General features: G+C 64.3%; 17 protein-coding genes. 10 read left to right on the top strand and 7 right to left on the bottom strand.

Annotated elements, in window-relative coordinates; all coding sequences use genetic code 11:
- The first annotated feature begins 175 nt into the window (after positions 1 to 175).
- The 5 genes from ACTUWL_RS03190 to ACTUWL_RS03170 all read left to right on the top strand — a co-directional run bounded on the left by ACTUWL_RS03190 (position 176) and on the right by ACTUWL_RS03170 (position 5,010).
- Positions 176 to 1,660, top strand: a complete 1,485-nt coding sequence (locus tag ACTUWL_RS03190) for an aldehyde dehydrogenase (RefSeq protein WP_021081582.1) — start codon at positions 176 to 178, stop codon at positions 1,658 to 1,660.
- Complete coding sequence (locus tag ACTUWL_RS03185) at positions 1,657 to 3,045, top strand: transaminase (RefSeq protein WP_021081581.1); 1,389 nt, start codon at positions 1,657 to 1,659, stop codon at positions 3,043 to 3,045. Before ACTUWL_RS03190 ends, ACTUWL_RS03185 begins: the two co-directional genes overlap by 4 nt.
- A complete protein-coding gene (locus tag ACTUWL_RS03180; RefSeq protein ID WP_021081580.1) occupies positions 3,045 to 3,842 on the top strand; it encodes an SDR family NAD(P)-dependent oxidoreductase in 798 nt (265 codons plus the stop codon). Before ACTUWL_RS03185 ends, ACTUWL_RS03180 begins: the two co-directional genes overlap by 1 nt.
- 53 nt (positions 3,843 to 3,895) lie before the next feature.
- Positions 3,896 to 4,666, top strand: coding sequence for an SDR family NAD(P)-dependent oxidoreductase (locus tag ACTUWL_RS03175; RefSeq protein ID WP_021081579.1), 771 nt, complete (start codon positions 3,896 to 3,898; stop codon positions 4,664 to 4,666).
- Positions 4,667 to 4,749: 83 nt separating this feature from the next.
- On the top strand, positions 4,750 to 5,010 hold the full coding sequence (locus tag ACTUWL_RS03170; RefSeq protein WP_021081578.1) for a hypothetical protein: 261 nt from the start codon (positions 4,750 to 4,752) through the stop codon (positions 5,008 to 5,010).
- Between the two features lie 66 nt (positions 5,011 to 5,076).
- Here the strand turns inward: ACTUWL_RS03170 and ACTUWL_RS03165 are convergent, their stop codons facing one another.
- On the bottom strand, positions 5,077 to 5,448 hold the full coding sequence (locus tag ACTUWL_RS03165) for a hypothetical protein (protein ID WP_021081577.1): 372 nt from the start codon (positions 5,446 to 5,448) through the stop codon (positions 5,077 to 5,079).
- A gap of 172 nt (positions 5,449 to 5,620) precedes the next feature.
- On the opposite strand from ACTUWL_RS03165, the gene ACTUWL_RS03160 reads away from it, so the two are divergent.
- From ACTUWL_RS03160 to ACTUWL_RS03150, 3 genes are all read left to right on the top strand, one after another.
- A complete protein-coding gene (locus tag ACTUWL_RS03160; protein WP_146160409.1) occupies positions 5,621 to 6,337 on the top strand; it encodes a hypothetical protein in 717 nt (238 codons plus the stop codon).
- A gap of 138 nt (positions 6,338 to 6,475) precedes the next feature.
- Positions 6,476 to 7,066 (top strand): DUF3617 domain-containing protein, encoded by a 591-nt coding sequence (locus ACTUWL_RS03155; protein WP_291738795.1) that lies wholly within the window; start codon positions 6,476 to 6,478, stop codon positions 7,064 to 7,066.
- 503 nt (positions 7,067 to 7,569) lie between these two features.
- Positions 7,570 to 12,369 carry a beta strand repeat-containing protein gene (locus ACTUWL_RS03150; protein WP_203369011.1) on the top strand — a complete coding sequence of 1,600 codons (4,800 nt, stop codon included), beginning with the start codon at positions 7,570 to 7,572 and terminating at the stop codon, positions 12,367 to 12,369.
- An 84-nt stretch (positions 12,370 to 12,453) separates the two neighbouring features.
- Here ACTUWL_RS03150 and ACTUWL_RS03145 read toward each other — a convergent pair whose 3' ends face one another.
- The 5 genes from ACTUWL_RS03145 to ACTUWL_RS03125 all read right to left on the bottom strand — a co-directional run bounded on the left by ACTUWL_RS03145 (position 12,454) and on the right by ACTUWL_RS03125 (position 20,209).
- Positions 12,454 to 13,467, bottom strand: a complete 1,014-nt coding sequence (locus ACTUWL_RS03145; RefSeq protein ID WP_021082455.1) for a transglutaminase-like cysteine peptidase — start codon at positions 13,465 to 13,467, stop codon at positions 12,454 to 12,456.
- 220 nt (positions 13,468 to 13,687) lie between these two features.
- Positions 13,688 to 14,938: an HlyD family type I secretion periplasmic adaptor subunit gene (locus ACTUWL_RS03140; protein ID WP_021082454.1), complete on the bottom strand. Its 1,251-nt coding sequence runs from the start codon at positions 14,936 to 14,938 to the stop codon at positions 13,688 to 13,690.
- 12 nt (positions 14,939 to 14,950) lie between these two features.
- Positions 14,951 to 17,104 (bottom strand): type I secretion system permease/ATPase, encoded by a 2,154-nt coding sequence (locus ACTUWL_RS03135; RefSeq protein WP_021082453.1) that lies wholly within the window; start codon positions 17,102 to 17,104, stop codon positions 14,951 to 14,953.
- A gap of 262 nt (positions 17,105 to 17,366) precedes the next feature.
- The gene (locus tag ACTUWL_RS03130) at positions 17,367 to 19,085 is read right to left on the bottom strand and encodes a TolC family outer membrane protein (protein ID WP_021082452.1); all 1,719 of its coding nucleotides are present in this window, start codon (positions 19,083 to 19,085) and stop codon (positions 17,367 to 17,369) included.
- A 587-nt stretch (positions 19,086 to 19,672) separates the two neighbouring features.
- Positions 19,673 to 20,209: a LabA-like NYN domain-containing protein gene (locus tag ACTUWL_RS03125; protein WP_021082451.1), complete on the bottom strand. Its 537-nt coding sequence runs from the start codon at positions 20,207 to 20,209 to the stop codon at positions 19,673 to 19,675.
- 855 nt (positions 20,210 to 21,064) lie between these two features.
- Here ACTUWL_RS03125 and ACTUWL_RS03120 point away from each other — a divergent pair.
- Complete coding sequence (locus ACTUWL_RS03120) at positions 21,065 to 21,358, top strand: hypothetical protein (RefSeq protein ID WP_021082450.1); 294 nt, start codon at positions 21,065 to 21,067, stop codon at positions 21,356 to 21,358.
- 211 nt (positions 21,359 to 21,569) lie between these two features.
- Here the strand turns inward: ACTUWL_RS03120 and ACTUWL_RS03115 are convergent, their stop codons facing one another.
- Positions 21,570 to 21,836, bottom strand: a complete 267-nt coding sequence (locus ACTUWL_RS03115; protein WP_021082449.1) for a hypothetical protein — start codon at positions 21,834 to 21,836, stop codon at positions 21,570 to 21,572.
- Positions 21,837 to 22,156: 320 nt separating this feature from the next.
- Here ACTUWL_RS03115 and dinB point away from each other — a divergent pair, with 320 nt between their 5' ends.
- Positions 22,157 to 23,404: a DNA polymerase IV gene (dinB, locus tag ACTUWL_RS03110; protein ID WP_021082448.1), complete on the top strand. Its 1,248-nt coding sequence runs from the start codon at positions 22,157 to 22,159 to the stop codon at positions 23,402 to 23,404.
- Positions 23,405 to 23,415: the final 11 nt, after the last annotated feature.

Genomic DNA, 23,415 nt, shown 5'->3' with positions numbered 1-23,415 from the left:
CGGTTTGCATAGCGCAGGCGGAGCGCTCGGCCATCGTGGGATCACGCTATGGGGATGGGCCCGGCGGCGACATCCACCTATCGGTTGATTGCTGGCAAAGCCTTGATTTGGCGAGGATTGCACCATGTAAGCAGGCCCACCGAGGGGGCTGCTCCGCCAGCACACAACGAGCCGCATGCAGCAAGCCCAGATCGATCGATTGAGGTCGGCCGCCATTCCGGTCCAGCAACTCTTTGTCGGCGGCCGACCAGAGCCGGCGCTCAGCGAGCAGCGGCTCGACGTCGTGTCGCCGATCGATGGCGAAGTGCTGACCACGATCGTCGACGGCAACGCCGCCGATATCGACCGCGCGGTGAAGCAGGCGCGGCTGGTGTTCGAACAAGGAAGCTGGTCGCGCGCGGCGCCCGCGCAGCGCAAGAAGGTGCTGCTGCGGTTCGCCGAGCTGATCGAGCAGCACGCGCTCGAGATCGCGGTGCTCGGGGTGCGCGACAACGGCACCGAGATCGGCATGGCCTACAAGGCCGAGCCGCTGTCGGCGGCCGGCAGCATCCGTTACTACGCCGAGGCGATCGACAAGGTGTATGGCGAGATCGCACCGACCTCAGGTGACGTGCTTGGCCTCGTGCATCGCGAGCCGCTCGGCGTGGTCGGCGTGATCGTGCCATGGAATTTCCCGCTGATGATCGGGGCGTGGAAGATCGGCCCCGCGCTTGCCGCCGGAAATTCGGTCGTGGTCAAGCCGCCGGAGCTCGCCTCGCTGACGCTGCTGCGGCTCGCCGAGCTGGCGGCGGAGGCGGGCTTGCCGGACGGCGTGCTCAACGTCGTCACCGGTCGCGGCGCATCGGCTGGCGAGGCGCTGGCGCTGCATATGGATGTCGATGCGTTGGCGTTCACCGGCTCGGGTGCGGTCGGCCGGCGTCTGCTGGAATGTTCGGCGCGGTCGAACCTGAAGCGCGTTCACCTCGAGCTCGGCGGCAAGTCGCCCAATATCGTCTTCGCCGACGTGCCTGATATCAGGCATGCGGCCAAGGTCTCGGCCAACGGCATCTTCCGCAACTCGGGTCAGGTCTGCGTGGCCGGCTCGCGGCTGCTGGTGCAGTCTGCGATCTATGACCGCTTCATGGCCGAGCTGCTCGACGCCACCGCCGGGCTCCGCGTCGGTGATCCCCTCGATCTGACCTCCGATATCGGCGCCGTCGCGAGCAAGGCGCAGCTACGCAAGAATCTCGACGCCGTCGCCCGCGCCGAAGCGCAGGGCGCGAAGCGGCTGATCGGCGGCGAGCAGATCCGCGTCGACAGCGGCGGCAATTTCATGGCGCCTGCGATCTTCGCCGAAGTGACGCCGGCGATGGAGGTGTGGCGCGAGGAAGTATTCGGGCCGGTGCTGTCGGTCACGCGGTTCGACGGCGAGGAAGATGCTGTCGCGTTGGCCAATGCGACGCCCTACGGGCTTGCATCGGCGGTGTGGACGGGCGCTCTGTCGACCGCGCATCGCATGGTGCGCGCGGTGAGGGCGGGCGTCGTTCACGTCAACGCCTATGGCGGCGCTGACATCACGGTGCCGCTCGGCGGCTTCAAGCAATCCGGCTTCGGACGCGACAAGTCGCTGCACGCGCTCGACGCCTATACCGACCTCAAGACCGCCTGGATCGCGCTATGACATCTCTGGCTGCCGAACGCGCCGGCGTTCTGAACCGATTGCTCGATGCCGAGCAGGAACGCTTTCGCACGCTGCACCCGCGATCGGCAGCGGCATGGCAGGAAGGCCGTCAGCATTACCTCTATGGCGGTCCGTCGCACTGGATGCGGCGCTGGGCCGGCGGCTTCCCGGTCTATGCCGCGGAGGCGCAGGGCGCGCATATCAGGGATATCGACGGCCGCGACTACATCGATTTCTGCCTCGGCGACACCGGCGGCATGTGCGGGCACGCGCCGGAGGCAGTGACGGAAGCCGCGCTCGCGCAGCTCAAGCGTGGCGCGACCATGATGCTGCCGACCGAGGATAGTCTCTGGGTCGGCGCCGAGCTGTCGCGCCGCTTCGGTCCGAAATACTGGACCCTGACGACGTCGGCGACCGATGCCAACCGCGCGGCGATCCGCCTCTCGCGCATGATTACCGGCCGGCGCAAGGTGCTGGTGTTCTCCGGCTGCTATCATGGCGGCGTCGAGGAGGCACATGTCGAGATCCGCGATGGTCGGGTCGGCCTGCGCAATATGATCCATCCCAACGGCATCGATCATGACGCCGTGAGCCGGGTGGTCGAGTTCAACGACGTCGCGGCACTCGAGGCGGCACTGGCGCAGGGCGACGTCGCCTGCGTGCTGACCGAGCCGCTGATGACGAATTTCGGCATGATCCCGGTCGATCCTGGTTTTCACGAGACGTTGCGCGACCTGACCTGGCGCGCTGGCACTGTCCTCATCATCGACGAGACCCACACGCTGTCCTGCGGACCGGGCGGTTACACGGCGAGCCACGGGCTCGAGCCCGACATCTTCGTCGCCGGCAAGGCGATCGCGGGCGGCATCCCCGCCGGCGTGTTCGGCCTCAGCCAGCAAATCGCCGAGCGGCTTTGGAAGCTCGTGCCCCACGTCAATCCGCGCCAGCGCCAGTCTGCGCATCTCGGCTTCGGCGGCACGCTCGCCGGCAACGCGTTGACGGTCGCCACCATGCGTGCGGTGCTTGAGAAGGTGCTGACATCGGCGAATTACGCGCGGATGATCGGAACCGCGACCTGGCTTGCGCAGGAAGCGCGCCGGCTGATCGAGGCGGCAGGTCTACCCTGGCATGTCACGCAGATCGGCGCGCGCGCCGAGATCATGTTCATGCCGCAGCCGCCGCGCAGCGGCGCCGACGTCATTGCCGGCCGGCAGCCAGATCTCGAGACCCTGCTGCATGCGTTCTACATGAACGAAGGCATTCTGGTGACGCCGTTCCACACCATGCTGCTGATGTGTCCGGCAACGTCGGCGCGGGACGTCGACAAGCACACCGCGGTGTTCGCGCAGTTCATTGAGTTGCTGCGCAAAGCGGGAGCCATCTGATGCAGTCACGTCCGTTCAGCCTTGACGGCCGGGTCGCCATCGTCACCGGCGGGGGCAGGGGGATCGGCGCCGCCATCGTGACGCGGCTCGCGCAGGCCGGTGCGACCGTGGTGATCGCCAACCGCACGGCTGACGTGGCCGAGGCGCTGGCGCGCGGGCTGGCGGCCGATGGACGGACGGCGCATTGCGTTCCGTTCGAGAGGCTCGATCGCAGCAGCCTGCGTGCAATGGTCGACGATATCGCCGCCAGATACGGCCGGCTCGATATCGTCGTGCACAATGCCGGCGGCTGTCCGTGGGCCTCGCTGGACGAACTCGATGAGGCCAAGCTCGACGAGACACTGAGGCTCAACCTGAGCGCCGGCATCTGGCTCGCCCAGGCCGCAATTCCGCACATGCGCGCCAACGGTTTTGGACGCATCCTCGTTACGTCCTCGGTATCGGCGCGCGTCACGATGGGCGGCGGCGCCCATTACTCGGCGGCGAAGGCCGGCGTCAACGCGTTTATCCGCGGTGCCGCTTTCGAGCTGGCCCGCGACGGCATCACGGTCAATGGCGTCGAAGCCGGCTTCATCGAGAAGCCGGGCCGCGGCACGATGAGCGCACCGGAAAACAAGGCCAAACTCGAGCGCTTCATTCCGATGGGACGCATGGGGAGCGCGGACGACATCGCTTGCGCGATGCTCTACCTCGCTTCGACCGAGGCCAGATACGTCACCGGACAGACCATCGTCGTTGACGGCGGCTCGACGCTGCCGGAGACCGGGTTTGCCGTCGAACGGCAGTGGGGAATCTAGATGAGCATGATCGTTTCGGAGAACCGGTTTCCACTTTTCCGGATCATGCCCTGATGCCGCGGCTGGACGGAAAGACGGCGCTGGTGACGGGCGCAGCCACCGGGATCGGCCGCGCCACGGCTTCGCTGCTGGCGTTGAGCGGCGCCCGGGTCGTGCTGTTCGGCCTCGGTGACGCCGAGCTTCAGGCGGCCGCCGCGGAGTGCGGCGGGCAGGCGGTCGACGGTGATGTCACGCGGGCGGACGATGTTGCCAAAGCCGTGGCTGCGTGCGGCGCCTGGCTCGACATCGTCGTCAACGCCGCCGGCCTGATCGTGCCGGATCAGCCCGCAAGCGTCTCCGACGAGGTCTGGGCCAGGACGCTCGATGTCAACCTTACCGGCACGATGCGCGTCTGCCGCGCATCCCTGCCGCTGCTCAGCCAGCGCGGCGGCGCGATCGTGAACATCGCCTCGGTGGCCGCGTTCAACGCCAGTCCGGATAGTGCAAGCTACGCTGCCAGCAAGGCGGCGGTCGTAGCCTACACGCGCTCGCTTGCCTACGCCCACGGCGCCGACGGCATCCGCGCCAACGCCGTGGCGCCCGGCTGGGTGCGGACGCCGATGAGCGCTTATGAAATGCAACTGCTCGCGGACCAGAACGGCACCACCGCCGAGACCGAGTTTCGCAGTGTCGAACGGCGGATCGCGCTCGGGCGAATGGCCGAGCCCGCCGAGATCGCGGCATGCTGCCTGTTCCTCGCCTCCGACGAGGCATCGTTCGTCACCGGGGCGGTCCTAGTCGCCGACGGCGGCGGCCGCTCGCCGACGCAGAACCGTGCGGTCTAGGCGGCACAGTCTAGCCGGCACCTTGATAAGGATTGGCGGATTTGGCACTCTCGCGCCGTCACGTCGTTCGATCGAGGGGCGTTATGAGCAAGTCATTTTCCGTGATCATTGCTGCGGCCGCTTCAATCGTCGTCCTGTCTTCGACGGCGGCCCGATGCGGCGACTATCCGTTTGGTGATCCGCCATACCGGCTGGACTACGTGCAGGAGCCGCAGATCGAGCAGGGCTGCTGGAAGTGGAACTGGCAACTCTACCAGTGGCAGGATTACTGCCCGGTCTACGTCCATCCGAAGGCGTATATGTACTCGCGATCGTCGCGCGTCGTGCTCCACACCAAGGGGTGAGGAACGACTTCGCGACTTGAAGAGCTCTGCGTCACGCCAATCGAAGCGACGCAGAGCGCGTGCGCCTTACGAGCGCGCGATGCTGCAGGCGACCCGGTGCTTGCCGAAATTGAGCAGCGCATTCTCCTGGAAGCCGTCCAGCCAGATGCCGCGGCCGGCATAGCGATAACCGACGCCCATCGGAACGAGCCGCACATGCACGCCGCCGCGGCCGGTGAGCAGCGAGGCCGTGACCACTTCGCCCTCGACCGACACTGCGCGCGGGCACAGCGGATAATGATGGCCGTTGTCACAGGTGAAGACGATCTCGGTGCAGGTGCCGACCGGTGCTTTCGTCACCAGGCCGAGGTCCGCGGCCGCTGCCGGCCGGGAATTGCCTGACAGCGTTGCACCCAAGGCCAAAATGCCTGCAACCATGTAGCCAAACCGAATACGCATCAGCGCCCCCTCGTTCAGCGATAGGCAAAGTAATTGAGCAAAAAATCTCGGGCTAAATGAGCAAAGAAAACCTCGAAGGTCAAACCTCTCCAGCCGGAGCGAGCGGCGGATAGGGCGCGATGGCTTGGGGATTGCGCGTTGGGTGTTGCAAGTTTGCTGCAGTGGAACGGAATTGCGCTGGAGACTGTCCGGCTGCGACAACGTGCCTTTGCTGGCCACAATTGGCTTGCAAGTGGTGAGGGGTATTTCAGTCGTTTTCGCAGCGACTGCTTCACGCGCCGGGCCGTATCGCATCGCGAACGGATTGCTGCGAACGTCGGGGGTGGGAATGAACTTCCGTGGTGCCATTGTAGGTTCGCTATTCACCTTGATGATCGTCCCCGCGTCGTCGCCGATGGCTGTCGCGCAGACGCCATCTCCGCAACCGGTCGATGGCCGGACGGCGGCGGCTCAGCCCGCGCAAGCGGAACAGCTGTTCTCCGGCCCGAGCTTTCGCAAGGGCTTGTGGCGCTTCATCCGGACGCTCGACGTCGTCAAGAGCGCGAACAGGAATTTCAGGTACCGGGTGGTCAATGCGGAAACGACGCGCTGCGTCGACCCGACCTTCGCCATGAAGGCCACCTTCTCGCCAGAACCGGTCGGAAGCTGCGTCTCTGACAAGCCTGAGAAGATCGGCAATCAATACACCTTCGGGCACCGCTGCGACTACATGGGCGCGGTCAGCACCGTGATCACCGTGCGCAGCGACGAGGCGTATACCGAGCTGAACGAGGTCAGCATCGGCGAGCATCCAAGGACCGATATGGTGGTCGCGACGAGGATCGGCGACTGCGATGATGGCGGCGCCGCCAACTCCGATAAATCAGCCACAGGGCGTCTGCAGCACTAGCTCGTGATCGCCTGCCTCGCGCTGGTCGAGCATTTGGCTGCGAAGATCCCCGACCAAAAGGGCGAGCATTTACTCGACCTTAACGCGAGTTGTTCTGGAATGAAGTGAGGTTGGGCGTGGTTCAAGTGAAGTCACGCGATGCGCAGCGTACAGCCGATCGGGGTTCAACGAATGACTTCGCGTGAAGGCTTCGGGCAGTCGAAGGTCTTCGCCTGCGTGCTTGGCGCCGCGATCGCGCTTTCAGTGTCCGTGCTCGGCTCCCATCGCGCTGTGGCAGATGAGAGCTTCCGCGGGCCAACCTTCCGAAAAGGGATGTGGCGCTTCGTGCGGACGCTGGAGCTCGTCTCGCCCACGAATGTCCGGCAGAAGCTGCTCGAGCGTGAGATGCTGCGCTGTGTCGACCCGACCCAGTCGATGAAGGCGACTTTCTCGTCGCCCTCGATCGGAGACTGCCATTCGTCGAGGCCGGAGAAGATCAGTAACCGATACGTCTTCTCCAATCGCTGCGACTACATGGGGCCGGTCAGCACCGTCATAACGGTTCTGAGCGACGAGGCGTATACCGAGGTCAACGAACTCCACGGCCAGGCGCCGAGGATGGAGCGGGTGGTCGCCCGCCGGATCAGCGATTGCCACGAGGATCGGGCACAGCTCGGCCAGCCGGCCACCGGACCGCGCCAGGTCTTGCACGATGTGGAGCAGGAGACGACAGACGGCGAGCCGTTCTAGGTGGTGTTCAGGCGTGGGTGGCTTGCTGCCGACGCGCCTGTTCGACGGACGGGTGGCGCGACCAGCCGGATGGTTGGCAGAGGCGCCGACGTACAGTCAGGTAACACGTTGAGATAAATGCTGATTTTGGTGTCGAGGTTGGCGAGCCGCCGGCACTTGGCATTCGACCGTGGTTGCCGAGGGGACCGGTTGTTGTGGAGCTTGCGCGGCCGCCGCGCCGAAACAGATGCAAATCAAAACGGCGGCACACGCCTGAACAATCACGCGCATCGACCGCTCCAAATCGCCGATCAGGATGAACAGAGCCGGGCAAATACTGCCTTGCGACCAAGTCGCGGGCTAAGCCGTTGTTCTTGCAGCTGCGGCCTGTCCGATCTTTACTACAGTCGCAGCGAAAGCATTGATTAACCAAATACATTTCTTGACCGAGGGGAGGGTTAACAATAGCCTAAAGCTTAATTTTTCTACAATTTTTCCTTTAATCGTATTTTGCGGAGTTGATAATGCAGGGTTCGTTTCAGGTCGCTCAGGCTACCGGCACCGGCAATTCCACCAATTCAGCTCCCGTACGAATTTACACACTGACGAAGCCGCTGACCGATCAGGCGGTCGTCATCAATCTTGGCTACGACCAGAAGGTGAAGGTCGACTTCTCGGCGATCGCCAAGGAGAAGATCACGCTGGTTCATGTCGGCGACAAGCTGATCATCCTGTTCGACAACCAGTCGACCATCACGGTTGAGCCGTTCTTCGACTCCCGCGCGGATGGGAACGTCACGATCGAGATGGCGCCCGGTCGCGACGTCTCGGTGCAGGAGTTTGCAGGTCTGTTTCCGATCGGCACCGACTCCTCCGTGCTGCCGGCGGCCGACAATGGCGGCAACTCGAACGGCAACGCGCAGGCGAGCGGCGCGAATTTCAGCCCGTTTACGATTGATGCGCTGGATCCCGTGGGGACCAACGTATTGGCTGGGCCGGAACCGCTGCCGAATTTTGTGACCCCGCCGCAGACTGGGCCCTTCGTGCTGCAGCAACCGGCCGTGGTTGCGCCGACGATCGTGGTCAATTCGATCGCCAGTCTCACGCTGAGTGAGGCAAACCTGACGGCGGCGACCAACGGCGTCGATGGCTCGACACACAACCTGGCGCTGACGCATGTGACGGGCAACTTTGCCGTCGACTTCGCCGACAAGGCGGGCAGCACGGGCATTAGCTCGGTGAGCTACGCGCTCTCCATTCCTGCCAACGGCACGCTATCCGGCCTGATCGATTCACAGTCGCACCAGAACGATGTGCTGGTGCAGGTCAACGCCACGACGATCGAAGGGCACGTCGGTAGCGCGACCGGTGCGCTGGCTTTCACGATTTCAGTGAATCCGGCGACGGGTGTGGTGACTTTCACCGAGGACCGTGCGGTCGACAATAATGCGGGACCCGTCAGCTTGGCGGCCGGAACTGTGACGCTGACGCAGACGGTCGTGGACAGTGACGGTGGCAAGGCGTCTGCAAGCGTCGATCTAGGGCCGAAGCTGTCGATCAGCGACGATCATCCGACGGCGAGCCCGGACACCGCGACGGCGCAGGACGGCGGCCCGGCAGTGACGGTGCTGACCGGTAACGTCGCGAGCGTGATAGGGAACGATTTGTCGGGCGCCGATACGCCGATCAACGTCACGGCGGTGGTTGCGACCAGCAACGGCAATCTTGCCGGCACGGTCGGAACGGCGCTGACCGGCGAGTTCGGCAAGCTAACGCTGAACGCGGACGGCACCTTTAGCTACACGGCGAACCACAACGTGCTGGTCGGCTCGAAGGACGTGTTCACCTACACGGTCACGGACGATGACGGCACGACGTCGAGCACGACGCTGACGATCACGATCGCAGCGGGTCAGGGCCCGGTGGCGGGCGGCGATTCCTCGCTGTCGGTGAACGAGAGCGCGCTGGCGCCGAACGGCTCGGGCGCGCATCTGACCCCGGACGGCGCGACGACGCAGGTGTCGTTCACGGCGGGGGCGGACGACCTCCATGTGACGCTGAACGCAAGCGCGCTGACCACGCTGCTGGCCGGCTTCCCCAATCTGGTCTGGACCACCGCGGCCGGCGGCCAGGAGATCGTCGGCACGCAGAACGGCGTCACGGTGGTGAAGTTCGACATCACGGCGGGTGCGACGATTGCGGCCGGGACCACCGGCCAGGTGACGGTGACGGAGACGCTGCTTGCGGCGATCCAGGGCGAAGGCTCGAAGTCGCCGGACCTCGGCACGCTGAACGTGGTGGCGACCGACACGCTGAACGGCGGCTCGGTGACCGACCACATCACCGCCAACGTGGTCGACGATCATCCGACGGCGAACCCGGACACTGCGACGGCGCAGGACGGCGGTCCGGCGGTGACGGTGCTGACCGGCAACGTCGCGAGCGTGATGGCGAACGATGTGTCGGGCGCGGATACGCCGATCAACGTCACGGCGGTGGTTGCGACCAGCAACGGCAATCTTGCCGGCACGGTCGGAACGGCGCTGACCGGCGAGTTCGGCAAGCTGACGCTGAACGCGGACGGCACCTTCAGCTACACGGCGAACCACAACGTGCTGGTCGGCTCGAAGGACGTGTTCACCTACACGATCACGGACGATGACGGCACGACGTCGAGCACGACGCTGACGATCACGATCGCAGCGGGTCAGGGCCCGGTGGCGGGCAGCGATTCCTCGCTGTCGGTGAACGAGAGCGCGCTGGCGCCGAACGGCTCGGGCGTGCATCTGACCCCGGACGTCGCGACGACCCAGGTGTCGTTCACGGCCGGGGCGGACGACCTCCATGTGACACTGAACGCGAGCGCGCTGACGACGCTGCTGGCCGGCTTCCCCAACCTGGTGTGGACCACCGCGGCCGGCGGCCAGGAGATCGTCGGCACGCAGAACGGCGTCACGGTGGTGAAGTTCGACATCACGGCGGGTGCGACGATTGCGGCCGGGACCTCCGGCCAGGTGACGGTGACGGAGACGCTGCTTGCGGCGATCCAGGGTGAAGGCTCGAAGTCGCCGGACCTCGGCACGCTGAACGTGGTGGCGACCGACACGCTGAACGGCGGCTCGGTGACCGACCACATCACCGCCAACGTGGTCGACGATCATCCGACGGCGAACCCGGACACTGCGACGGCGCAGGACGGCGGTCCGGCGGTGACGGTGCTGACCGGCAACGTCGCGAGCGTGATGGCGAACGATGTGTCGGGCGCGGATACGCCGATCAACGTCACGGCGGTGGTTGCGACCAGCAACGGCAATCTTGCCGGCACGGTCGGAACGGCGCTGACCGGCGAGTTCGGCAAGCTGACGCTGAACGCGGACGGCACCTTCAGCTACACGGCGAACCACAACGTGCTGGTCGGCTCGAAGGACGTGTTCACCTACACGATCACGGACGATGACGGCACGACGTCGAGCACGACGCTGACGATCACGATCGCAGCGGGCCAGGTCCCGGTGGCGGGCAGCGATTCCTCGCTGTCGGTGAACGAGAGCGCGCTGGCGCCGAACGGCTCGGGCGCGCATCTGACCCCGGACGTCGCGACGACCCAGGTGTCGTTCACGGCCGGGGCGGACGACCTCCATGTGACGCTGAACGCAAGCGCGCTGACGACGCTGCTGGCCGGCTTCCCCAACCTGGTGTGGACCACCGCGGCCGGCGGCCAGGAGATCGTCGGCACGCAGAACGGCGTCACGGTGGTGAAGTTCGACATCACGGCGGGTGCGACGATTGCGGCCGGGACCACCGGCCAGGTGACGGTGACGGAGACGCTGGTTGCGGCGATCCAGGGCGAAGGCTCGAAGTCGCCGGACCTCGGCACGCTGAACGTGGTGGCGACCGACACGCTGAACGGCGGCTCGGTGACCGACCACATCACCGCCAATGTGGTCGACGACAAGCCGATCTGGACGTCGGCAGACCACGGAGTGATCGCCAATGTGGCGGGCATCAGCGTAACGGGAGGTCTGCAATTCGTAACTGGCGCGGATGGTCTGGGATTGATCTATTTCACGGGCGTATCCACGGATCCGCTACATCCTACTGCGACGACGATCCAATCGGGGGGATTTGCGGTCTCGGAGTATGTTGACGCAAATGGCGTCCTTCACGGTGTCGCCAATGGGGCGGAAGTCTTCAAGGTCGTGCTCGATCCGACAACGTCGACTTACACGTTCTACCTGGAGCATGCGCTCGATTCATATACGCCGCTGGCCGTCAATCCGGCCAAGCTAGGTGGTTCCGGGCCGGTTTGGTATGCCACATTGGCAGACACGAGCGGCAATCCCGTCACCATATTGACGGGCTACCACACAACCCCATTTTTCGACGTCAATAGCTGGTTCAACGAAACCCACGACACGCTGAATTTTTTCCAGCTGAGCCAGGACACCGTCAAGGCAAGTTCGACAGGCGAGGGTGTCCACAGCAACGTCTTCGACGCCGGCGACTTCATGCGCTTCGATTTTGGAAGTGTCGGTGACAACAGCCATGGCGATACCTGGATCTACGGTACAGCATTTGGTGCTCCGGCCGTTGCAACGGGAAATCAGATCTCATTCTCCGTCAAAACCCTTGGCGGTGGTCCGTCCATTATCGATTATGTCGTGCACAGCATCGATGGCACGGTGACTCACGGCGTTTACAATTCGTCGACCGATGGGGCCGGCTTTACGGCGAACGGACACGGAAATATCGACTACGTGGAAATGTATGAAGTTTGCGGCAAGTCCAAGATTCTGTTGGCTGGAATTACGGAGCTCGTCAACAATGGTCAAACCGACGTTCCCTTCACTGTGGGCGTCAAAGACGGCGACGGAGATATCGCTTCGGGGTCCTTCGATGTGAACGTGAACGGCGGAACGACTCTTTCGGGGACCGCCGGCAACGATGTCATCGTCGCCGGAGCGACCAATGAAACGCTTACTGGTAACGGTGGCAACGACAAGTTCGTTCTCAATCTCGCCGCCCACTTTACCATTAGTGATTTCAACAGCGGCGACTTGGTCCTCCTCGACGTGAGCGGTCTAAGCCTCCCGGCGGGCGCCTCAAATCCTCTTACGGCGAGCCAGTTCACGACATCGGCAGCCACGGGCGGGACCGAGAACAACGCGACCGCCTGGAACGAGAGTGGAAGCGCGAACAAGTTCTTCTTCAACAATGCGACGCATGAGCTCTGGTACTCGGCAAATGGCACGGGCTCCGACAAGGTGGACCTCGCACATCTGAGCACGGGCGTGCCGGCGGCCGCGAACATTCACATTTTCTAGGCGAGGCCTGCAGCAAAAGCGAAAATCCGCGGAGACTACTCCGCGGATTTTTTTCGCGATCGGATTTGCGTTGCTCGCGCGCCGCTACATCAGCACGGGCAGGAAGCCCGGGAGCGGGTCTGCGGCCTCGATCGGCTCCGCACCGCTCCATTCGCCGTCAGCCGCGTTGGCGGCCGCCGGCGCGGCATCGAACTCGTCGTTGAGCGGGAGCCGCTTGGCGTAGGGCGCCGCAAGCAGCTGGACGCCGCGCTCGTTGATCGCAAACATCGGCGTGAAGTTGGCGACCTCGCCGTTGTCGACCAGTTCGGAGCGGCGGCTGTCCAGGATCAGCCAATGGCCGTCCAGGCGCGCCGCCAGCACGGCATGATCCTGGCGGATGGCACGATCGCGGCCCAGCACCAGGCGCAGCTCTTCGCGCGGAACGCCGGCTTCGATCAGCGCGATGTATTTCGCGATCGCGTAGTCTTCGCAATCGCCCTTGCCGGTGGCAAAGGTGGCGAGCGGCGCGGTCCAGCGATCGGCTTCGCCAAACTGTGCAAAGTCGCTCACATAGCGGATCGCCTGGTTGACCGCGCGGTTGGCCTCGTCCAGCCGCTCGCGTCCGGACTTGGCCTTGACCGCCTTGATCAGGCGAAGGAATTGCGCGGCATTGGGCGGACAGGTGGTCGCGTTCTCGCGGCATTGCTCGCGGACGGTCTGCTCCCTGGCGAGGTCGGCCTCGAGGCCGCGCCATTTGCGCCACACGCCGTTCTCCGGTGCGCGAAAGCTGAACAGGCCGAACGGCTCGGTGCCATCAGGCGCAGGTGGATTCGCCGCCGGCAACGCGTCACTCGCCGTGTTGAGGGGCGTGAGCGAGGCGGTGCGAATGGCGTTCGGGCCACGGCCGCGCTGCAGGTCGAGCTTGGCCAGGACGTCGGTGATGGTGAAGAAGGTGGCGGGCGGGCGGTTCGATGCGGCATCCGAGGCCGGCGCGAGCTCGCTGGCGGGGGTGCCGAGAGAAAGCTCGTCCGCAGCAAATGCGGACGGTACGACGCAAAGGCTCAATGAAAATGCAGCCACGGCCATGACCGCTGACGAAGCAAACTTCAGCGACTTCATATGACGCCCCAAATGTCGGGGACCGTCAACGTCCGTGCGTCGATCTGCGTCCCCGCTGTTATCGGGACGCAGACTGGCGCTTTGGCGGCTTAAGCTGAGTTAAGTGGAGCGGGCCGTACCCTGGATTGTCGGGAAGGCGGTCAATCCGGGGTTTGCCGGTTCGTTCGAACTTGAACGACCTGATGTCACGATCGGTTAACCACGTACCTTGAGGCTCCGATCAGCGTTCGCGCAGGGCTTCATCACGCAGCAGGCGGGCGGGCTTCATGATGTAGTCCAGCACGGATTTCTCGCCGGTCAGCACTTCGACCGTGGTCACCATGCCCGGAATGATCGGCAGCGGATGCTGCTCGGTGCCGAGGTGGTTCTTCTCGGTGCGCACCATGACCCGATAGAAGGTCTCGTGACGTTCGCTCTGCTCCGCCTTGTCGTCGACGATGGTGTCGGCGCTGATGCGCTCGACCTTGCCCTTCAGCGATCCATAGACCGAGGAATCATAGGCGCTGATCTTCACCACCGCGTCCTGGTTCGGACGGATAAAGGCGATGTCCTGCGGACGAATCCGGCCTTCGACCAGCAGCGTGTCGTCCAGCGGCACGATATCCATGAGATTGGCGCCGGGCGCCACGACGGCGCCGATGGTGCTGACGTTCAGCTTGTTGACGATGCCGTGGACCGGCGCCTTCAGGTCGGTGCGGCGCACCCTGTCCTGGGCGGACTTGATGTTCTCGTCGAGCACGGCGAGGTCGCCGCGCGATTTGGCGAGATCCTCGTCGGCCTGGGAACGGAACGACGTGGTGATGGTCGCGATCTTCGACTGCGCCTCGGCCAACTGGCCCTTCATCTCGGTCGCCTGCCGGTCAAGCCGCAGCATCTCGATCTCGGGCACCACCTTCTGCTCGTAAAGCTTCCGCGTCAGGGTCTGCTCGCGTTCAAGCAGCTTAAGGGAGCCGGTGAGGCGAGTGACCTGTTGATTGAGGACGTCGATGTCCTGCGCGACCTTCTGAGACCGCATTTTGAACACGCTGGCCTCGGTCGCGACCGCGGCAGGAACCATTTTGTCGAGATCGTCCGGAAAGGCGATCTCGGTCCGTCCGCGTGCCTCGGCCTCGAGGCGGGCCACCCGCGCCGCCATCGCCGCACGGCGTTCGCGGATTTCGCCGAACTCGGAGGCGAATTTCGTGTCGTCGATGCGCATCAGGGACTGGCCCTGCTGGACGATGTCACCCTCCCGGATCAGGATGTCGCCGACGATGCCACCTTCGAGCGATTGGACGACCTGCATTTGCCGCGACGGCACGACGCGGCCGTTGCCGCGCTTGACCTCGTCCAGCACGGCAAAATGAGCCCAGATCAGGAACGTCGCGAGCAGCGCGCAGGACGTCCACAACAGCAAGCGGGAGGTGCGGGGCGTGCGCAGCAGCGCCGCAGACCGGATATCATTTGCAAACGCAAAATCGGAAGACGGCATAATACTCGCTCGCTATGCGGATTTCGGCTGGATCGTGTTCTCCGGCGCCGGAGCCGTCGACGCCGGCTTGCCCTGGAGAAGGGCGAGCACCTTGTCGCGCGGACCGTCGGCCACCAGGCGGCCGTTGTCGAACAGCAGCAGTCGATCGACCATATTCAGCAATGACAGACGATGGGTCGAGATGATGATGGTCATGCGCTCGTCGCGCAGCCCTTTGAGTCGCTCGAGGAATTCCTGCTCGCTGCGAATATCGAAGTGGGCGGTCGGCTCGTCGAGGAAGAGCACGCGCGGCTTTCGGATCAGCACGCGCGCCAGTCCGATCGCCTGCTTCTGGCCGCCCGACAGACTGCGGCCGCCTTCCGAGATCGGCATGTCGTAGCCCATCGGATGGCCGGCGATGAAGCTCTCGACACCCGAGAGCCGCGCGGCGAGCAGGATTTCCTCGTCGGTCGCTTCCGGCTTGCCGAGGGCGATGTTGTCGCGCAGCTTGCCGTAGAACAGGTCGGTGTCCTGCATCGCAAAGCCGATGCCGGCGCGCAGGTCCGCAGGATCGTATTGGCGCGAGTCGACGCCGTCGACCAGGATGCGGCCTTCCTTCGGCTCGTAGAATCCGAGCAGCAACCTGCCGACCGTGGTCTTGCCGGACCCAATCCGGCCGATGATGCCGACTCTTTCTCCGGCCTGGATCTTGAAGCTGACCTTTTCGAGCGCGTTGCCCGGCGCTTTGGGGTAGGCGAACGTCACGTTCTCGAACGCGACGTTGCCGTCGTCGATCCGTCTAGCGACATAGGATCGGGTCGGCGATCGTTCCCGCTCGATCGACATGATGCGGTCGATTGCCTTGAGCGACGTCAGCGTCTGCGTTCCCTTGGTGATCACGGACGCGATGCCGGCGATCGGCGCCAGGACGCGGCCGGCCAGCATGTTTGCGGCGACCAGCGCGCCGACGCTCAGCTTGCCGTCGAGGATCAGGAAGATGCCGACGACGACGAGCAGCAGGCTCGTGATCTGCTGGGCGGTGCTCGCGCTGGTCAGCGACATCGACGACCAGAAGTGAACGTCCTCTCCGGATCTGGCGGTCGCCGCGACCGAACGCTCCCACAAGGTCTGCATCCGCGCCTCGGCGCCGGTTGCGCGGACGGTTTCCAGGCTGGACAGCGACTCGACGAGCACGCCGTGCCGGGCGGCGGATTCGGCCTGCAGGCGCTTCATCGCGCGATCGAGCGGGCGCTGCAGCAGGAAGCCGACCAGCATGACGAGCGGGAGCATGATCAGCGGGATCCAGGCCAGCGGTCCGGCGATCATGAACAGCACCCCGACGAACAGGATGGCAAACAGCAGGTCAGTCGCCGAAACCACGCTTCCGGACGTGAAGAATTCGCGCACCGAGTCGAAGTCGCGGAGCTGGTTGGCCACGATGCCGACCGAGCTCGGCCGCTGCGCCATCTTCACCGACATCACATGCTCGAAGATGTTGGCAGCGAGCACGACGTCGATGGTCTTGCCGGTCACGTCTATCATGCGGCTGCGGACCATGCGGAAGATGAAATCGAACACGATGCCGAGCCCCATGCCGATCGAGAGGGCGATCAGGGAGGGGATTGCCCCGTTGGGGATGACGCGGTCGTAGACGCTCATCGTAAACAGCGGCATCGCCAGAGCGAGGACGTTGGTCAGAAGGGCGGCGATCGCGATGTGCCCATAGCTGCGCCAATGCGCCTTCACCACCGACCAGAACCAATGGTTCCTGGGAATGTCGCCTGCGGCGGCGGTGCGCGCATCGGCCTGTGCTGCGCTTCTCACCAGGAACGCGTAGCCGGTGTAGTCGGCGGCAAGCGAAGCGATGTCGGTGGCGCGTGGGGCGTTCGGCGTCGTCGGATCGACGATCCTGATCGTCTTGCCCGCTGCGTCCACGCCGAGAAGGATAAGCGCGGAGCCGTTCTTTAGAATCAGGACGGCCGGCAGGACCAGGGCGGGAATGTCGGAAATGTCGCGCTTGATGGCCTCGGTCTCCAGACCCGCGCGTCTTGCCGCGCGATCGTAGAGCGAAACGGACAGACGCCCGTCCGTGATCGGAAGTCCGCCGAGCAGCGCCTCGCGGCTCACGGCGCGGCCATGATGAGCCGCAAGATAAGTCAACGATGCGGTGAGGGGATCGTCGCCCATTGCGGGCCGTCGACTTGTCGCGGCAGGTTTTGAAATTGGGTCATCCGGCGAGGGGCGGACGGCGTCTGCCGCCGCGCTGGGGATTCGAAATGACAACTGAAACCTCGACAACCAAAATGGAAATGCAGCAATCGCATTCGATGATTTCGGGGGTAGGCTACAACAAATGGCGAACAAAATCAGCGAAACATGCTTTAAGTATTAATACGGGAATCGAAAGGGCCCCGTTCGGGGCCCTTCGTCCTGATCCTGGTTGGCGGATCTATTGCACCGAACTCGGGAAGGCCGACAGCAGCCAGTGGGGCTTCGTCGACGCATAGGAACTCGCATTCGCCGCGTCCGACGGGTCCGCGTAAATGACATTCGGGCCGTCCGCAGCGCTCTTTTGCTGCTGCATCCATTCCGAGGAGCCGGGCACGGAAGCGATCGTGGTCGAGCCGGTGAACCGGTCAGCGAAACCGACATCCTTCGGCTGGGCCGCCGCATAGCCCTCCTTGTAGCCCCTGGCAGGGCGAACCGAGCCGGCCGGCGCCGGAACGGCGACATGCACCGGCTCAGGGCCGGTTTGCGGCAGGTTCACGCGAAGGGTCGGGAACGAGTAGCGCGGCAGGCCGATCGACAGCATGTCGGTGGGTGCCGCGTCGACCGGCGGCGGAGCCTTCAGATACTCGATCAAGGTGCCCATCGCGGCGAGCAGCTGGTAGTCGGCGAAAACGACGACGCTGCGCGCGGAGGTGAGCGAGACCGACGCGTTGAAGAACTGGTTCTGCGCGTTCAAGAGATCGATCAGGGAGCGCTGGCCGAGCTCGTATTCCTTCTGGAAGGCCGCGATGGTCTTGCGGTCCGCTTCGAGCTGCCGCGTCAGGGCCGCGATGCGCGTGGCCGTAATCGTACGGGCATTCCACGCCTTGTCGATCGATTCATAGGCATCACGCTGCAAGCGCGCGTGGCGCATGGTGGCTTCGGTATAGCGCTCGGCCTTCTCCGACCTGTTCCAGGCATCCTGGCCGCCGCGGAAGATGTCCCAGGACATCACCACCTTGCCACTATAGTCCTCGTGCGTAATGGCGGGAGTTCCGGTGGCCGCCACGTAGGGGAAGGAGTTGTCGTAGTGGGTCGCCCGTCCCTCGAGATAGAATTTCGGGCCAAACGTTCCGTCGGTCGCCTTGAATGCGTGCTTGGCGGCGTCGGCGTCGGACTGCGCCGCTGCAATCGTCGAATTGAACCGCAGCGTGGTCGCCAGCGCTTCGTCGCGGCTGTGTGGCAAGCCGCCGAGCGGGGCGGGGAAGCGAAGGTTGGTCGGCTCGAGACCGACGACCTTGCGGTACTTCGCCCTCGCGTCATCGAGGCTGCGCTGGAATTCGGCGAGGGCCGCGCGGGCGCTCTCGACGCGCTCGCGGGCCTGCTCGAGGTCGCCTTCGCCGGACCGGCCGCCCGAGAAGCGGGAGTTGACGTTCGCGAAGATTTTTTCGTGGTTGGCGACGTTCTGCTGGGCGAGGCTCACGAGCCGCATGTAGCGCACGACGTCCATGTAACCTTCGGCGGCGTCGAGGGCCAGCAGCTCGGTTCTTTCCTTGACGCGGGAGGCCGCAGCATTCACCCGCGCGGTCTGGCGCCAGACGTCATAGATCGAGGAGAAGCCGTCCCAGAGCAGCTGACGCACGACCACCGATTCCTGGCTGCCATTGCGCCACGGTCCCGAACCCACCGTCGGTGCCGACTGAATGGACGGGGTGATGAAGCCCGGCGGTTGATCGAATTTTTCCGGTCCATAGCTGGCGTCGATGCGCACCTGCGGCAGCAGCGTGCTCTGAGTCTGTCTCAGCTCGCTTTCCGTCGCGCGCCGGTTGGCAGACGCTTCACCCACGCCGGGATTGGTCAGCATTGCCTGGCGCAACGCATCGTTGATGGAGAAAAGCTCGGCATTTGCTGGCGTCGCCGCCAGGCAGAGGCACGCAATCACCGTGTACGCCGACCTCATAATTCCGTCCCTACTCAAAAAAAATATTACGTATAATCTGGATGACGCTAACAGCGGACGGTTCCGCAACCTATGATATTTCGGCCACACCGTCGCCTTAAGTGGGGCAGAGCGATCGGGCGCCGGTGACCGGAACACCGAGCATTTTTATTAAAATTCAACGGTTTATTCGCGCTCCAGGGATCGTTTCGGTTGGTGCCGGCGAGCGACAACGTCGGTCGGAACAATCAAGATCGGTTAAATTCGCCCTAACGGCCAGCCACCACCTCCTGCTGGCGGCAGGTTGCCAGGTAGGTTGCAACGAAGGGCGTCGCCTCGGCATCGGGTTGCGCGCCTGCGAGGTGGCTGGTCAACCCGTAGAGCGACTTGCTGGAAAAATAGAACCGGAAGATCTCGGCCCGTGGACTCGTCCAACCTGGTCGCAAAGATCGATGCAGCAGTACGGCGGGCGGCCGCAGTTGCGTCGCCCGAGAATACCGATGTCTCCGCGCGGCCTGCGCAACTCGGTGATCTACGGACGCGGCCGGCCGCGTCGCGCGCTCTGCCAGCGCGAGCCCCGCGGGCGACGCCGGAAGGCGCTGGCGACCTCACTCCGGCGCAATCGGATGAGCCGGTCGCTCGATCGACGGCCTGAGGCTGTCGAGATCGACGAACACGTCAGCGTGCCTGCGAAGCTCATCGGCGATCATGGGAGGTTTCGTTCGAATGCTGGAAACGACGGTGACGCGTACGCCCATCCGCCTGACGGCCTCGACGACGGCTCGCAAGTCACCATCGCCGGAGAACAGGAACGCATGGTCGATGCGGTGCGCGATTTCCAACGCGTCGATCGCGAGCTCGATACCGATGCTGCGCTTCATACGCCGCCGCCCGTCGCCGTCGTCATGCTGCTTGGCCGACTTTCGTCGGACCGCGTATCCGTTGTAGTCGAGCCAATCCACCAGCGGCCGAAGGCTGCTGAACTCGTCGTCGTCCCTCACGACAGTGTAGAAATAGGCGCGGACGATTTGGCCATGCCTGCCGAACTCCACGAGCAGTCGTCGGAAGTCGACCTCGAAGCCGAGGCTCTTGACGGTGGTGTGGAGATTCGCACCGTCGATGAAGAGTGCAATACGATCGGTCATCTCAAGTCCCCATGAGGCCCGGATCAGCTGTTGTACGTTTTGGTTCTAAAATTCCTCGAGCGCATGATGGGGGAGCGCTCTCATCGAAATGGCCGATCCTAGAACATGGAACCCGTGGGGACGAAGCGGAAATTTTTGACAGCGCCGATACGTTCTGTCCCGGCACATGTCGATCCGATGGCGGCGGGCCGATTTTCACTAAGGGCAACCCGATCGTGCGCGTGTTGATAAGACGCCGGTCGATGCGGCGGGGCCGCACGCCACCTGCAAAAGCACGACGGCTTGCGACGAGGAATTTCCTGCTATCGCCTCGGTCGGCACGGCTGCACCGACTACATCCGCGTGGCTCGGATAGCGCACGCAACGGTGCGGCGGGCGGCTGACGAACTGTCGAGCCGCTGCCCACAAGGTGATCATTGCGCCACGAACAAGACTACATCTAAATTGATTGCCGCGTACCGGCGCTATTTCGCGCCGATGCAATATTTCGAGATACCACTTTTTTGCACACACGATTTTTGCGGATGCGAGCTTCGGATCGCTCGTCTTGGACGGCCACCGACAGCAACAGGAGCCGATGGCGCGGTGATCACGCCGCGCTCATGGCGACGGCTGTGGGGGCGGGGTGCGCGCGCGACGGCAGGCTTGCGGTGACCGACGTGCGCGCGATGCCGGGTCGCCCTTGCGCTCTGCGGCCTGCTGTCTTGTTGTGAGGCCGCTCGCCAAGCCGTTGAAGGGGAGGCGGAACAGGCAACGGCAACGGCGTCCGAAACGGTCAGCCTGAACGGCGCGCTCGCGGAATGCCGCAGCGGCTTTCCGGATCAGATCGCGCAAGCGGTGGCGCGGGCCTCGTGCATGATCAAGGCGATCGGCCGCGTCCGGCCGCTGTTGCAGTTTCCCGAATGGCTCGATCGGGAAGACGCGCTGCGCAAGTCGTTGGCCGAGCAGGTTCAAGCAAGAACGATGTCCCTGCTCGAGCGAAACGTCCAGATCCAGAAGCTTCATTCGCAGTTCCTCGACGAAGAGCGCAGCAGGTTATCAACTGCGCCGGCCGACGCGAGCAAGCCGCCGGCGGCGGTCACGCAATGGCGACAATTCAACCCGGAGGGGTGTGGCCGGCTCGGAGGCGACGCCGCGACCTGTTATTGAAAAGTGCGATTTTCGGCGATTGCCGGGTGGCACCCATCGGTCCGAGTCGATGATGATCGACAGCGAGGGTCAGAAAGCATGCAGTCAAGCGGCAACTCGCTTCAGGTGAGCAACGAGACGGGGCCAGGCGTGAATGCCAGGCGCAGCGATTACCTTCGGCCCTGGCTGCCGCTCCTGCTCGCTGCCACTGCCTATCGTCCGCCCGCGCGGCTTAGAGAAATTCCCGAAGCCTGGAGAGCTCGATCACATGCTCGGGCGATAGCACATCGGGCACGAGGGGAGGCTGCGACCTGGTCCGGATCTCGTAGAGGTGTCGGGTCTTCTCCGGTTTGCCCATGAAGTCCCGGATGCATTGGTCGAGCGTTCCGTTGACGATCATATAGGGCGCGCGATCCTCTCGCCTGGAATTGCCGAGAGAAGGCCATTTGTAGAGGTAGGCCGCGGCCTGGAAGTCCACCTGATGAGAGTGGTCGGTCATGACAGGATATCTACCCGAAAAAGCGCGTTCGTCAAAGCAAGCCCGGCCGTTGGGTGCGACGCGATGCGCGAGCCGTGCGTCGTCGCGCTTGGACGCCGCGCGATCTGCAGCAGGCAACTCCTTCGACATCGCGCGAGCCGAGACGTGTCGAAATGGAGCGTGCGCCGACACCCGCTGACGAAACGGCTTCGCTTGGGACGCGAGCGCCCGCGATAAATTCCGGCTTGATCGGGCTTTAAGTATGTTCTTGTTTTGTTCTTACAGCTGTCGTAGAGTCCAGGGACCGGCAATCTTGCTCGGGTCAGGGTTGACGGATCGAGATGGCAGAAGCGGCCACCATCCTTCACGCCGACCTGGACGCGTTTTACGCGTCGGTCGAGCAGCTGCTCGAACCGTCGCTGCAAGGCAAGCCGATCGCGGTCGGTGGCGGAGTTGTGCTTGCAGCATCCTATGAGGCCAAGGCTTTCGGGGTGCACGGCGGCATGTCGGGACGGGAAGCTCGCCGGCTCTGCCCGCAGCTCATTTTCGTCGGTGGCCACTTCAGCGATTACCAACGGCTGGGTGACGCGGCCATCAAGGTGATCGGCGACTTCACGCCGCTTGTCGAGCGCATCTCGATCGACGAGGCGTTTGCCGACGTTGCCGGCTGCACGCATCTGTTCGGAGCGCCCGCCGAAATAGCCGCGGCGATCCGGCGGCGCGTGCGCACCGAGCTCGGCCTTGCGATCTCGGTCGGCGTCGCCCGCACCAAGCACCTCGCGAAGATCGCCTCCCAGGTCGCCAAGCCCGATGGACTTGTCGTCGTTGATCCCGACGCCGAGCTCGGCTTCCTGCATGAATTGCCGGTCGAATTGATGTGGGGAGTAGGGCCCGTCACCAGGACGCGGCTGGACGCGATCGGCGTCGCGACGATCGGCCAGCTCGCCGAATTGTCGGAGCGGACGCTGACCCGGCTGCTGGGTCCTGCGGCGGGCGAGAAGCTGGCTGCGCTGGCCTGGAATCGCGATCCGCGACAACTCAAACCGCATCGGCGCGCACGCTCGGCAGGAGCACAATCGGCGCTTGGCCGCAAGCCCGCGAGCGAACACGTCATCCGGCCGACGCTGCTTCATCTCGCCGACCGCGTCGCCACGCGGCTGCGGGCAAAATCCCGGCCCGGACGAACCGTGACGGTGCGCGTGCGTTTCGCCGACCTGAAGTCGGTGACGCGCTCGATGACGCTCGATGCGCCGGTGTGCACGACAGTGATCCTGGCCCGGCTTGCAGAGAGGCTGGTGCGCACAGCGCTTGCCGATCACCCCGGCGAGAAGTTCATTTCGCTGCTGGCGATTTCGGTGTCGCATCTCGAGGAGCATTGGGACCTTGCGCTCGAGCTGCCGCTCGGATTGGCCGATGAAGCGCTGCGCCCTGGAAGCCCGGCAGGGATGGCGCGCTGGGCGGCGGACCGTGCCATCGACAAGGTCCGCGACCGCTTTGGCTGGGATGTGATCGGATACGGTTCGGCAGCGCTGGAGGTCGTTCGCTCGGTGCCCGACGACTTTCGCAAGCTGGCCGAGAAGGATCTTTAGCTCTCCGTCGA

The organism is Bradyrhizobium sp. WCU1, from assembly GCF_053474805.1.
The sequence above is the reverse complement of the archived record's forward strand: the minus strand, read 5'-3'. Positions and strand labels throughout refer to the sequence as shown.